This is a genomic window from Pseudonocardia sp. D17, assembly GCF_036984265.1.
GTDB classification, from domain to species: domain Bacteria; phylum Actinomycetota; class Actinomycetes; order Mycobacteriales; family Pseudonocardiaceae; genus Pseudonocardia; species Pseudonocardia benzenivorans.
This window is the reverse complement of record NZ_BPRG01000050.1, coordinates 229,834-241,925: the sequence shown is the minus strand read 5'-3', so window position 1 is coordinate 241,925 and position 12,092 is coordinate 229,834. Positions and strand designations below refer to the sequence as shown.

The 12,092-nt window shown below is 73.1% G+C and carries 13 protein-coding genes; 5 read left to right on the top strand and 8 right to left on the bottom strand.

Annotated elements, in window-relative coordinates:
- Positions 1 to 370: 370 nt before the first annotated feature.
- Positions 371 to 853 (top strand): SRPBCC family protein, encoded by a 483-nt coding sequence (locus tag PSD17_RS11245; RefSeq protein WP_339122597.1) that lies wholly within the window; start codon positions 371 to 373, stop codon positions 851 to 853.
- 77 nt (positions 854 to 930) lie between these two features.
- On the opposite strand, the gene PSD17_RS11240 is transcribed toward PSD17_RS11245, so the two are convergent.
- The 3 genes from PSD17_RS11240 to PSD17_RS11230 are packed head-to-tail and all read right to left on the bottom strand — an operon-like array spanning position 931 to position 4,296.
- Positions 931 to 1,662 carry an SDR family NAD(P)-dependent oxidoreductase gene (locus tag PSD17_RS11240; protein ID WP_339122596.1) on the bottom strand — a complete coding sequence of 244 codons (732 nt, stop codon included), beginning with the start codon at positions 1,660 to 1,662 and terminating at the stop codon, positions 931 to 933.
- Positions 1,659 to 3,326 (bottom strand): AMP-binding protein, encoded by a 1,668-nt coding sequence (locus tag PSD17_RS11235; RefSeq protein ID WP_339122595.1) that lies wholly within the window; start codon positions 3,324 to 3,326, stop codon positions 1,659 to 1,661. Before PSD17_RS11235 ends, PSD17_RS11240 begins: the two co-directional genes overlap by 4 nt.
- 31 nt (positions 3,327 to 3,357) lie before the next feature.
- On the bottom strand, positions 3,358 to 4,296 hold the full coding sequence (locus PSD17_RS11230) for an LLM class flavin-dependent oxidoreductase (protein WP_339122594.1): 939 nt from the start codon (positions 4,294 to 4,296) through the stop codon (positions 3,358 to 3,360).
- A 107-nt stretch (positions 4,297 to 4,403) separates the two neighbouring features.
- Here PSD17_RS11230 and PSD17_RS11225 point away from each other — a divergent pair, with 107 nt between their 5' ends.
- The 4 genes from PSD17_RS11225 (at position 4,404) to PSD17_RS11210 (ending at position 7,415) form a co-directional block, all read left to right on the top strand.
- The gene (locus tag PSD17_RS11225) at positions 4,404 to 5,075 is read left to right on the top strand and encodes a TetR/AcrR family transcriptional regulator (RefSeq protein ID WP_339122593.1); all 672 of its coding nucleotides are present in this window, start codon (positions 4,404 to 4,406) and stop codon (positions 5,073 to 5,075) included.
- Positions 5,072 to 5,872 (top strand): enoyl-CoA hydratase-related protein, encoded by an 801-nt coding sequence (locus PSD17_RS11220; protein WP_339122592.1) that lies wholly within the window; start codon positions 5,072 to 5,074, stop codon positions 5,870 to 5,872. Before PSD17_RS11225 ends, PSD17_RS11220 begins: the two co-directional genes overlap by 4 nt.
- A 10-nt stretch (positions 5,873 to 5,882) precedes the next feature.
- Positions 5,883 to 7,028 carry an acyl-CoA dehydrogenase family protein gene (locus PSD17_RS11215; RefSeq protein WP_339122591.1) on the top strand — a complete coding sequence of 382 codons (1,146 nt, stop codon included), beginning with the start codon at positions 5,883 to 5,885 and terminating at the stop codon, positions 7,026 to 7,028.
- Positions 7,029 to 7,118: 90 nt separating this feature from the next.
- Positions 7,119 to 7,415: a hypothetical protein gene (locus PSD17_RS11210; protein ID WP_339122590.1), complete on the top strand. Its 297-nt coding sequence runs from the start codon at positions 7,119 to 7,121 to the stop codon at positions 7,413 to 7,415.
- A 51-nt stretch (positions 7,416 to 7,466) separates the two neighbouring features.
- Here PSD17_RS11210 and PSD17_RS11205 read toward each other — a convergent pair whose 3' ends face one another.
- The 5 genes from PSD17_RS11205 to PSD17_RS11185 form a co-directional block, all read right to left on the bottom strand.
- On the bottom strand, positions 7,467 to 8,264 hold the full coding sequence (locus PSD17_RS11205; RefSeq protein WP_339122589.1) for an SDR family NAD(P)-dependent oxidoreductase: 798 nt from the start codon (positions 8,262 to 8,264) through the stop codon (positions 7,467 to 7,469).
- Positions 8,265 to 8,334: 70 nt separating this feature from the next.
- On the bottom strand, positions 8,335 to 8,592 hold the full coding sequence (locus PSD17_RS11200; RefSeq protein ID WP_013676181.1) for a DUF7218 family protein: 258 nt from the start codon (positions 8,590 to 8,592) through the stop codon (positions 8,335 to 8,337).
- A gap of 47 nt (positions 8,593 to 8,639) precedes the next feature.
- A complete protein-coding gene (locus PSD17_RS11195; RefSeq protein WP_339122588.1) occupies positions 8,640 to 10,334 on the bottom strand; it encodes an AMP-binding protein in 1,695 nt (564 codons plus the stop codon).
- A 62-nt stretch (positions 10,335 to 10,396) separates the two neighbouring features.
- Positions 10,397 to 11,476, bottom strand: a complete 1,080-nt coding sequence (locus PSD17_RS11190; protein ID WP_339122587.1) for an NADH:flavin oxidoreductase/NADH oxidase — start codon at positions 11,474 to 11,476, stop codon at positions 10,397 to 10,399.
- Positions 11,477 to 11,660: 184 nt separating this feature from the next.
- Complete coding sequence (locus PSD17_RS11185; RefSeq protein WP_013676184.1) at positions 11,661 to 11,816, bottom strand: hypothetical protein; 156 nt, start codon at positions 11,814 to 11,816, stop codon at positions 11,661 to 11,663.
- Positions 11,817 to 12,092: the final 276 nt, after the last annotated feature.

Here is a 12,092-nt window from a genome sequence, read left to right as displayed (position 1 = left end):
ATCATGCGGAAGGCCTCGAAAGCTCCTCTTCCATAACGATCCGCGCAAGGCGCACAGGCCAGGCTCCCCTCATCTCCACACGAATGTCCCGGTTCCACCCGAAAACGATCTCCGGGCGATCACACGACAAAGGTGAGAGACCATTACTCGCCAGTAGGGTCCACGTACAGACGGCGTCCGGGTGAGTCCGGCGCGAATCCCCGCGGATATCGGCGCGATTTGCCCGAATCGTCCAATTACGCCGACCGGCGGGCCACCCGCTCGCCGACCCGGGAACGTTTCACGCCCGCCACCCGGGGTAGCCCGTGTGACCCGAACGGCCCAGGGCCGCGAGCGTCCCGGGCCGTCCCGACGTCGTGAGGGAGCGATGGTGGACACGTCCAGGAAGCTGCAGGTGTCGAGGGTGATCGACGCGCCCGCGGACGCGATCTTCGCGCTGCTGGCGGACCCGGGCAGGCACGCCGATCTCGACGACGCCGGCATGGTGCGAGGTGTCGACGGCGACTGCGTGCCCCTCGGTGGCATCGGCCAGGTGTTCACGATGAACATGCACCAGGACTCGCTGGGCGACTACCGCATGGTCAACACGGTGACCGCGTACCAGCCCACGAGTCGGATCGGCTGGGCCCCGGCGATCGACCCGACGTGCGAGCTGGCGTCGAAGGTCGGCGACATGACGATGGGCGGTCACACCTTCACCTACGACCTCGCCGAGGTCGACGGCGGCACCAGGGTCACCGAGACCTACGAGTGGATGAGCGTCCACGACGAGAAGTTCCTCGAGTCGTTCCCACTCGTCTCGGAGAAGGACCTCGAGGGCACCCTCGCCCGGATCGCCACGGCCGTCTCGTGAGCTGAGCGCCCGGCGGCGGCCTGCCCCACCCCGCGTGTGGGGCCCGCCCGTCGGTCAGCGGGCGGGTGCGGGCCGGCTCACCCGGCCATCGTGAGCCCGCCGCTGACGCTGAGCACCTGGCCGGTGACGTAGGACGCGGCGTCGGAGGCGAAGAACAGCACCGCGTCGGCGACCTCCTCCGGCTTCGCGAGCCGGCGGAACGGGATCGCCCTGATCAGGGCTTCCTTGAGCCGTTCGTCCTGGGCGGCGAACAGCGGTGTGTCGGTCGGCCCGGGGCACACGACGTTGACGTTGATCGCGTGCCGCGCCATCTCCCGGGCGAGCGACTTGCTCATCGCGATCACGCCGCCCTTGGCGCCCGCGTAGATCGTCTCCCCCGAGCTGCCGACGCGCCCCGCGTCGCTCGCGACGTTGACGACCTTGCCGCCCTCCCCCGCCTCGACCATCCCCGGGAGGAACGCCCGGCACATGTGGACCTGGCCGAGGTAGTTGATGCCGACGACCTTGTCCGCGAAGTCGGGCGTCGAGTCGAGGAACTTGCCCGTCCGATCCCAGCCGGCGCAGTTGACCAGCACGTTCGTGGTGCCGATGTCGGTGGCGACCTGACCGGCGAGCGCCGTCACCGAGTCCGGGTCGGCGACGTCGACGACCAGTGGGGTGATGCCGCCGACCTCACGGGACACGGCGGTGGCGCCGTCGAGGTCGAGGTCGGCGGCGACGACCCGCGCCCCGGTGCGGGCCAGTCCGAGCGCGACGGCCCGGCCGATCCCCGACGCCGCCCCGGTGACGACCGCGATCCTGTCCGTCATGAGCCCACTTCCCCGTTCCCGGGCGAGGCGGCCAGCCTCTCCCGCAGCTTGAACTTCTGGATCTTCCCGGTCAGCGTGCGCGGCAACGCGTCGATCAGCTCGAGACGTTCCGGTAGGTAGTTGGCGGCGGTGCCCTGCGCGCGCAGGTGCCCGGTCAGCTCGTCGAGCGTGGGCGCGGCACCGGGGGCAGGGACGACGAACGCGCACGCCCGCTCCCCCAGCCGCTCGTCGGGCATCGCGACGAGCGCGACCTCCGCCACCGCCGGGTGCGCGTAGAGCAGGTTCTCGATCTCCACGACCGGGACGTTCTCGCCCCCGCGGATGATGATGTCCTTGGAGCGCCCGGTGATGCGCAGGTAGCCGTCGGCGTCGACCCGCGCGAGGTCACCCGTGTCGAACCACCCCTCGTCGTCGAGCCCCCGCAGCTCCGGACGGTGCAGGTAGCCGCCGAACAGGCTCGCGGCGCGCACGAGCAGCCGACCCTCCTCGTCGGGGGCGGCCTCGTTCCCGTCGGTGCCGACGATCTTCAGCCACACACCGGGCAGCGGATGGCCGTCGGTCTCGAAGACGCGGGAGTCGGGGTCGTCGGGGCCGGTGATCGTCACCGCTCCCATCTCGCTCATCCCCCACCCGGAGCTGATCCGCGCGGACAGCGCCGTCGTCGCGCGGCGGACGAGCTCGCGCGGGACGGGCGCGCCGGCGCACAGGAACAGCCGGAACGTCGTGAACGCGTCGGGGTCCGCCTCGGCCTGCGCGGTGAGGTCGGACAGGAACGGCGTCGACGCCATCGTGAACGTGACGCCCTCGGTCCGCACGATCTCCGTCGCCCGCGCGGGCTTCCAGACGTCCTGCAGGACGGCGGTCTGGCCGCGCACGATCGGCATCATCAGCCCGTAGAGGAAGCCGGTCTGGTGCGCGAGGGGCGAGGCCATGAGCACGACGTCGTCGCCGGTGAGGCCGAGCCGGTCGGCGAAGTCGCGGACGTTGCACAGCGCCACGTCGGGTGTGATCAGCACGCCCTTGGGCTCGCCCGTCGTGCCCGAGGTGTAGGCGAGCTGCACGACGTCGCCGGGGCCGGGGGCGCGGCGGGTGAACTCGGCGCGGTCGGCGTCGGTCGGGGCGCGGCCGAGGAGCAGCCCGTCGAACGTCCCGCCACCGCCGGGCCGGACGGACAGGATGTGCCGCAACGCCGGCAGCGCCGGTTGCAGCTCCCGGGCGAGGGCGCCGTGGTCGAACCCGTTGAACGTCTCCGGGACGACGAACACCGCCGACTCGGCGAGTCCGAGCATGAACTCGAGCTCGCGGCGCCGGAAGATCGGCATGAGCGCGTTGGTGACGGCACCGACCCGCAGGCAGCCGAGGTGCAGCGCGGCGAGCTCCCACCAGTTGGGCAGCTGCGCGGCGACGACGCGGCCCGGTTCGACGCCGAGGTCGAGCAGGCCCGCCGCGATGCGGTCCGCGGCGTCGAGCAGCTCGCGATACGTGACGGAGAACCGCTGCGGCGCACCGCCCGCACCGGCGACGTGGCCGATGATCGCGGGTTTGTCGGGGTGGGCGGCGACGGCCTCGTCGAGATGGTCGAGCAGGGTGCGCCCGGGCCAGTACGGCGCCATCTCGGCGCGGTAGGCCGCGTCGAAATCGGTGGTGAGGGTCGTGACAGTCATCGTCGACTCCCGTCCTCGGGTCCGATCCCGGTCAGAGCGAGCTCGTCATACGCTCCCGCACCCGGGCCAGCCTGCGGAACTGCTCGAGCGGATCCGACGCCGCCGGCATCAGTACGAACCCCTCGACCCCGGCGGCGACGAGCTCGTCGAGTCCCTTCGCGACGTGGTCGGTGTCGCCGACGAGCACCCACCGTTCGAGCCGCTCGACCGGCAGCCCGTACTGCCCGTTCACGAACCCGGCGACCTCGGCTCGGCCCGTCTCCAGCCCGCTCGGGCCGTCCGTGACGTGCACGAACACCATCAGCAGGGGCGTCGGCGAGGGCCGCGCGTACTCCGCGGCGAGCTCGTCGAGCCGTGCGCGCACGCCGGCGACGCGACCCGCCGACATCCACACGCCCAGCCAGCCGGCGCCGCGCCGTGCGGCCCGGCGCAGCGCCGCCTCCGACCGGCCGCCGACGACCAGCGGGGGCATCGCGGACGGTGCGGGTTCGAGCGCGGGCGAGCGCGTCGGCAGCAGCGGGCCCGGATGGTCGACCGCCTCGCCGCGCAGCAGCGCCGTCACGATGTCGAGACCCTCGTCGAGCCGGGCGCCACGCCGCGCGGTCGGCACCCCGGCGGCCTCGAACTCCGCCGGGTTCTCCCCGCCCACTCCGACGCCGAACAGCAGCCGGCCGGGGGCGAGGGCGTCGATCGAGGCGAGCTGCTTGGCCGTCCACACTGCGTTGCGCATCGGCAGCAGCAGCACACCCGTGCCGAGGACGAGGCGTTCGGTGCGGACGGCTGCGGCGGTGAGCGCGGTCAGGGCGTCGAGCAGCGGGGGGTGGAAGCTCAGGTGGTCGCCGACCCAGCCGGAGTCGAACCCGAGCTCCTCGGCCAGGACGGCGCCCTCGACGACCGGCGTCCGGCCCCTGCGGAAGGGGTCGAAGCTCGGCAGCATGACCCCGAACCCCGCATCCGACGGCTGGATCACGCGCGCCTCCCGCTCTCGCCCGGCCACCGCCCGTTGACGGCCGACCCGGGTTGAACGTAGCTTCATTGTCAAGAGAAGACCCGTTCAACAACGTCCCGGGAGGCCGCGTGCCGGACCTCGCAGGCGAGCGGCCGGCGGCCGAGGAGCAGGTCCGCCGCGACATCCGCGACGTCCGGGCCCGCTGGCGCACCCGCCAGGTCCTCGACGCCGCGGTCAGGTTGATCAACACCGGCGGCCTGCACGGCATGTCGATGCAGGCGCTGGCCAAGGAGGCGCAGATCAGCGTCGGCCTCATCTACAGCTACTTCGGCGGCAAGGAGGACGTCGTCGTCGCCGTGGTGGCCGACCTGGCCGAGCAGATTCGCCGGGAGGTCGACGACCGCATCGCCGCCGCCGGGGCCGACCCCGTCGAGCGGCTCGCCGCCGGGTTCGCCGGCTACTGCGTGGCGATGGACTCCCACCGCAACGCCGGGCTGCTGACCTACCGGCAGTCCGCCGAGCTCGGCCCCGCCGCCCGCGAACGGCTCAAGGAGGCCGAGCGCCGGACGTTCGCGCCGCTGACCGCCGTGGTCGAGCAGGCCGCCGCCGCGGGGCTGCTCGCCGACGGTGTCTCCCCCGAGGTGCTCGTCTTCGACCTCACGGTGCTCGCCCAGGTCTGGGCGCTCAAACACTGGCACTTCCCCGAGGGCTACGGCGTCGAACGGTTCGTCGCGGACCAGGTCGCGACGCTCGTCCGGCCCGCCCTCACCCCGACCCCGCACGAAGGGAACAGCGCGTGACGCCCACCGACTTCGAGGACGTCCTCTACCGCGTCGAGGACACGACGGCCGTCGTGACGATCAACCGGCCGAAGCGCTACAACGCGTTCCGCGGCAGGACCGTCGAGGAGCTGATCTCCGCGCTGCGCACGGCGTGGGCCGACAGGGCGGTGCGGGTCGTCGTGCTCACCGGGGCGGGCGACAAGGCGTTCTGCACGGGCGGCGACGTCAAGCAGCGCGCCGAGACCGGCGACTACGGCCCCACCGAGAGCGGGCTGTTCGAGATCGACGCGCTGCACAAGCTCATCCGCGACATCCCCAAACCCGTCATCGCGGCGGTCAACGGCCTCGCGATCGGCGGCGGCCACGTGCTGCACGTGCTGTGCGACCTCTCGATCGCCGCGGACACCGCCCGGTTCGGGCAGGCCGGACCGCGTGTGGGGTCGTTCGACGCCGGGTTCGGCACCACCTACCTCGCGCGCGTCGTCGGCGAGAAGCGGGCGCGCGAGATCTGGTACCTGTGCCGTCAGTACGACGCGGCGACCGCCGAGCGGTGGGGTCTGGTCAACACGGTCGTCCCGGCCGCCGACCTGATGGCCGAGGCGCTGCGCTGGGCCGCCGACATCGGGCGGATGAGCCCGACGGCCATCACCTTCCTCAAGCACTCGTTCAACACCGACACCGAGCACCAGGCGGGACTGGCGAACGTCGCGTCGGCCGGACTCGCGCTGTTCGTCGAGTCCGAGGAGGGCAGGGAGGGCGCCCGGGCCTTCGCCGAGAAGCGGCCGCCGGACTTCAGCGGCTACGCGGTCCGCTAGGAGGGACGCCGTGGACTTCGGGCTCAGCGCCGAGCAGGAGGCCTTCCGTCAGGAGGTGCGGGCGTTCGCGACGACGAGGCTCGCCCCGCACTACCGTGCCGACGACCTCGCCGGCTCGCTGCGGCCCGCGCTGGCGGGCGAGCTCGGCGCCATGGGCCTGACCGGCCTACGGGCGCCCGAGCGCTTCGGCGGCCAGGACGCCGACGCCGTCACGACCGGGCTGGTGGCCGAGGAGGTGTCGCGGGCCGACTTCAACGCGTGCTACCTGGTGCTCAACTCCGCACTCGTCACCGACATCCTGCTGGCGGGCGCGACCGAGGAGCAGCTGGCCGGGTGGCTGCCGCCGATCGCGTCGGGAGAGCACGTCCCGGCGCTCTGTCTGACGGAGCCGGGGCACGGCTCCGACGCCGCGCACCTGCAGCTGCGCGCCGAGCCCGACGGCGACGGATGGCGGCTCTTCGGCGAGAAGACCTCGATCTCGCTGGGGATGTACGCCCACGTCGGGGCGGTGTTCGCGCGCACCGGCGGCGAGGGGGCGCGGGGCGTGTCGGCGTTCATGGTCGATCTGTCCGACCCCGACCTGGCCCGCAGCCCGCTCGACGACCACGGCAGCCGCGCGATCGGCCGGGCGAGCCTGTACTTCGACGGCGTGCGCGTGGGCCGCGACCAGCTCGTCGGCGGCGAGGGCGAGGGCTTCGTGTCGGTGATGCGCGGCTTCGACTACTCGCGCGCGGTCATCGGGCTGATGTGCCTGGGCATCGCCTCCGCCGCGCTCGACGACGCCTTCGCCTATGCCCGCGAGCGCGAGGCGTTCGGGCAGCCGATCGGACGGTTCCAGGGGCTCGCGTTCCCGCTGGTGGAGTGCGCGACGCAGCTGCGCGCCGCACGGCACCTCTGTTACGAGGCCCTGGCCCTCAAGGACGCCGGCCAGGACCCGGCCGTCCCGGCGAACATGGCCAAGTGGTGGGCGCCCAAGCTGGCCGCCGACATCGTCCACCAGTCGCTGCTGACCTTCGGGCACGCGGCCTGGTCGACCGACAACCCGCAGGGGCAGCGGCTGCGCGACGTCATCGGCCTCGAGATCGGTGACGGAACCGCCCAGATCGCGAAGCTCGTGGTCGCCCGTCACCTGTTGGGGAGGGCGTATGCGCCATGACACGTGGGGGGACTCTGGCATGTGGGCCGGTCGCCATGGGTACCCTGCCGTATGTCCACATCGCACGCCGCCGAGCCGACCCCGACACCGGTGACGGACGGTACCCCGCCCCCCGCAGCGTCGCCCGCCCACGCGCGCGGCGGTTCCGTCGGCGGCCCGGGCTGGGCGGTCGACTCGCACGACGGCCAGAGCACCCTCAAGCTGCACGCCGCGATCTCGGTGATGGCGACCATCCTGTGCCTGTTCGTGGCGGTCGTCTTCATCTACCTCGAGACGATCGCCGCGGCGATCGTCTTCGCCGTCATCGCGCTGGTCTGCATCGGCATCTTCGTGGGGTGCCGCGCCCGGCTGGCGAAGGTGCGCAGGAGCGGCTCCGGGCACGGCTGAGGCGCCCGGAGCCGGCCGGTCCGTCGGTACGTCCCGGTCAGTACGTCCGGGTCAGTACGTCTTCGCGCTGTTCCAGCCGCCGTCGACGAACAGGGTCGTCCCGTTGACGTAGTCCGACTCGGGGCCGCACAGGAACGCGACGGGCCCGGCGATCTCCTCCGGCTGGGCCCACCGCTTCATCGGGGCGTTGCGCTCGATCGACTCCCGCATGGCGGGCGACTCGAAGTACGCGCGCGTCATCGGCGTCTCGACGACCCCGGGACCGATGGCGTTGCACCAGATGCCGCGGGCGGCGAACTCCAGCGTGATCGTCTTGGTGAGCATGATGATCCCGGCCTTGGCGACGCAGTAGGCCGAACGGTCGGCGAAGGCCAGCTCCCCGGTGATCGACGCGATGTTCACGATCTTGCCGCGGCCCTGCTCGATCATGCCGGGGATCGCCGCGCGCGAGAGCACGAACGGCGCGGTGAGGTCGACGTCGAGGGTGTGGCGCCACTCCTTCGGCGTGAGGTCGAGGATCGAGGCGATCTGGCGGACGCCGGCGTTGTTGACGAGGACGTCGAGGCCGCCCAGCTGCGTGCGGACCCGGCCGGGGAGCGCCTCGGTCTGCTCGTCGTCGGAGAGGTCGACGACGAACGTGGCCGCCTGCTCCCCGAACTCGGCCGCGGCATCGGCCAGGCTCGCCTCGTCGAGGTCGACCAGCGCCAGCCGTGCCCCGGCCGCGTGCAGCCGTCGAGAGATCGCCCGGCCGAGCCCGCCCGCCGCGCCGGTCACCACCGCGACCTTGTCGCGCAGCACGTCGGGGCCCGGGGCCGCCCTGTCGGCCACGGTCTCACCAGAAGGGGTCATCGTCGTCCGCTCCGTTCGTCGTGAGGGTTGCGACGACGATCGTGACGGATCTTCGGTGCGGCCGCCCGGCTCAGTGGTTGCGCAGGGCGTCGACGAGCTCCTTCTTGCTCATCGACGACCGGCCGTCGATGCCGACCTTCTTCGCGCGGTCGTAGAGCTCGCCCTTGGTCATGTCCTCGTAGCTGCCCGACCTGCCGCCGCGCGAGGACACCTTCTTGCGGCCCTCGTTCGCCGAGGCGTTCGCGATCCGCGCAGCCTTCTCCTTCGAGGCGCCCTGCTTGCGGATCTCCTCGTAGGTCTTCTCGTCCTTGATGCTCGAGTTCGGCATGCTCCCGACGTGCCCGCATCGCCACCCCGCGAAACGCGCGACACCCGTCAGCGACGCTCGCGCGCCCACTCCCGCAGCACGGCGGCGCGGATCTTCGTGCCGTTGGTGCCCGACGTCGTCGGCATCGCGTCGACGACGTGGACGGACTCCGGCACCTTGAAGTGCGCCAGCCCCTGGGCACACCAGGCGCGCAGCGCGGCCGCGTCGGGCGCCGCCCCGTCCGCAGCCGTCACGAACGCGACCGCGACCGTCGCGCCGTCGTCCGCGGTGACGCCGACGACCTTGGCGATCCCGACGTCCGGGTGCGCGCCGAGCCGGTTCTCGATCTCGGCCGGGTCGACGAGGAACCCGCGCAGCCGCAGCGCGTCGCCCATCCGGCAGACGTAGGCGAAGGCGCCGTCGTCGACCAGCACGCCGAGGTCGCCGGAGCCGAACCAGCCGTCGGCGGTGCGCGACAGGGCGGCCCGCTCGGGCTCCCCCAGGTAGGCGTCCACGACGCACGGGCCGCGGAACTGCAGCTCGCCCTCGACCCCGTGGGCGACGGGCTCTCCCGTCGCCGGGTCGACGGTCCGCACCTCCGTCGCCGGGTCGACGACGCGTCCGCCACCGAACCAGCGTCCCGGCGCAGGCTCCGCGTCCGGCCACATCGTGAGGAGGGCGAACAGCTCCGACGCGCCGTACACGCCGGTCGTGCGGACGCCGAGCTCGTCGGCCGCCCACCGGGCCAGCTCCCGCATCCTGCCCTGGAAGTCCGCCGCGCCCCACCACCGCCAGCTCCGGAGGTCACGCGGTCGGGCCTGCTGCGCCGCCCGGAGCCGGATCACCATGTCGTCGCCGGCCGGGACGTGCGTGACCCCGTGCTCGGCCATCAGGTCGAGCACCTCGTCGGGATCGAACACCGGGACGAACAGGCAACGCCCGCCGGCCGCGAGCGTCGCGGTCGCCGCGTTGAACCCGTACACGCCCGACAGCGGCAGCGCGCACAGCATCGTGTCGGCCTCGCCGAGGCCCATCGCGGCGGCGTCGGCGACGGCCTGCCGGACGACCGCGGACCCGCTGTGCGCGGCGAGCTTGGGCATCCCGGTCGAGCCGGACGTGGTGAAGGCGACGACCAGTGCGGCCGGGTCGGACGGAGCCGGCTCCGGGGCCGGGCTCGTCGGGTCCGGGGCCCAGGACCCGCCGCCGACGTCGGCAGCGCCCGGATCGGGCGCCGGCTCGCCCGGCCCGGCGACGAGCGCCACGGCGGGAGCCGGGGCGTCGATCGCGCTCAGCGCCTGGCGCAGCCTCCCGAGCAGGTCGAGGCCGTGGAACGCGTGCGCGAGCACGACGAGGACCGGTCGCGCCCGTTCCAGGACGTGGGCGACCTCGTCGACGTTGTAGCGGGTGTTGATCCCGATGACGTGCGCGCCGCGCGCGGCGACGGCGAACTGCCAGGCCAACGCGTCGGCCCAGTTGGGGAGCCAGACCGCGACGCAGTCGCCCGGCCCGACGCCGCGCTCGGCGAGGCCGGCCGCGAGCCGGCAGGTGCGCCGCCACAGCTCACCGCGGGTGACAGGGACGGTCGTGCCGGCCGCGGTGCGGTCGAGCACGACCACCGCCCCGGGGTCGCGACGGGCGAGATCGCCGAGCAGCGCATGGAGGTCGGCCGGCGCGGCTGGCGGGGCCGGGTGCGGCGCCACCCGATGCGGACCCGGTGGCCCCGCGTCCGTGCTGATCTCCTCGGTACTGATCTCCTCGGGCACCCGGCGAACCTACCTCCGCCGGATCCCGCGCGGTGCCGTCCGCGCGGGTGCTGGGAGGGCGCCTAGGCCCAGGCGCCGCGCTCGTACTGCACCGGATAGGGAGCCTGCGCCGCCGGGACACCGAGCTCGTGCGCGGCCCGCAACGGCCAGGCCGGCTCACGCAGCGCGGCCCGGGCGAGCAGCACGACGTCCGCCGCGCCGTCGTCGAGGACCTGCTGGGCCTGCCCCGGTTCGGTGATGAGCCCGACCGCGCCGGTCGCGATGCCGGCCTTCGCCCGGACCTGCGCGGCGAAGGGCACCTGGTAGCCCGGCCCGAGGTCGATCTGCTGCCGCGGGTCGAGGCCGCCGGAGCTGACGTCGACGAGATCGACGCCGTGCTCGACGAGCAGCCCGGAGACCTCACAGGTCTCCTCGACGCTCCAGCCGCCGTCGACCCAGTCCGTCGCCGAGAGCCGCACGAGGACGGGCTTGCGCTCGGGGACGACCCCGCGGACCGCGTCGACGACCTCGAGCAGCAGCCGGACCCGGTTCTCGAAGGAGCCGCCGTAGGCGTCGTCGCGGCGGTTGGCCAGCGGCGAGAGGAACTGGTGGAGCAGGTAGCCGTGCGCGCCGTGCAGCTCGACGGTGTCGAACCCGGCGGCGTCGGCGCGGGCCGCAGCGGCCGCGAAGGCGTCGACGACCCCACGCAGCCCGGCCGCGTCCAACGCCAGGGGCTCGGCCAACCGGCCGAACGCGGTGGCCGACGGGCCGACGGACGGCCAGCCGCCCTCGTCGGCCGGGACGGTCCCGCCGCCTCGCCAGGGCGCCTCGATCGAGGCCTTGCGGCCCGCGTGCGCCAGCTGGACGCCCGCGGCCGCACCCTGGGCGTGGAGGAACCCGACGATGCGCTCCCACACCTGTGCCTGCGCGTCGTCCCAGATGCCGACGTCCTGCGGGCTGATCCGACCCTCGGGCAGCACCGCGGCCGCCTCGGTGAGCACCAGGCCGAAGCCGCCCGTCGCACGCGAACCCAGGTGGACCAGGTGCCAGTCCGTCGGCACCCCGTCGCGGGCGTCCACGGCGTACTGACACATCGGGGCGAGCCAGATCCGGTTGCGGACGGTGAGCCCGCGCAGCGTGATCGGGTCGAACAGGGCCGGCATGCAGCGCTCCTCACGACATGGCCACCCGCGTGGCCCACCACGCTGATCAACGGCCGGATGTCGCCGGGGCATCGCACAGCGTGATCGACGTCTCTCGCAGCGCGCCCACGCACGACGACGGCCGGCCCCCGGAGCCCGGGAACCGGCCGTCGCCGGTCAGTCGGTCACGCGGCTCTGCCGCGCGTCAGAACCAGACTTTTCGACCACCGACCGGACGGCCGACGCTGCCCAGCACGAGCAGGACGATGCCGATCAGCAGCAGCAGGCCGCCGATGTAGTAGAGCACCGGGATCCCGACGATCAGACCGATGACCAGGAGTATCAGCCCGAGGATGATCATTGGCGTTCCTTTCCGAAGGGGGCCCTTCCGGGAGGAAGGGTCGAAAAGCTGGCCGAGAATGCACCGCAGGCCCGTCTTCGAAACCTACGGATGTGATTTCACTCCGTTCGTCGCAGTGCGCGCCGCCGGTTCCCCGAATGCCGGTCACCCGCGCGGACGCGTACGCCCCGGCCCGCCCGAATGGTGTTCCGCCCGATGGTGTTCCGGAGGCGGAGGTTTGACGTCGGGGAAAACGGTGACCCGGGTACGAGCCCCGTTCCGACCCAGAGGAGACGA

Bases quoted from the DNA above. Each gene is read 5' to 3' on its own strand.
- PSD17_RS11240 (WP_339122596.1), bottom strand. From the start codon at position 1,662: ATGACGGACAGGATCGCGGTCGTCACCGGGGCGGCGTCGGGGATCGGC.
- PSD17_RS11235 (WP_339122595.1), bottom strand. From the start codon at position 3,326: ATGACTGTCACGACCCTCACCACCGATTTCGACGCGGCCTACCGCGCC.
- PSD17_RS11205 (WP_339122589.1), bottom strand. From the start codon at position 8,264: ATGACCCCTTCTGGTGAGACCGTGGCCGACAGGGCGGCCCCGGGCCCC.
- PSD17_RS11200 (WP_013676181.1), bottom strand. From the start codon at position 8,592: ATGCCGAACTCGAGCATCAAGGACGAGAAGACCTACGAGGAGATCCGC.
- PSD17_RS11190 (WP_339122587.1), bottom strand. From the start codon at position 11,476: ATGCCGGCCCTGTTCGACCCGATCACGCTGCGCGGGCTCACCGTCCGC.
- PSD17_RS11185 (WP_013676184.1), bottom strand. From the start codon at position 11,816: ATGATCATCCTCGGGCTGATACTCCTGGTCATCGGTCTGATCGTCGGG.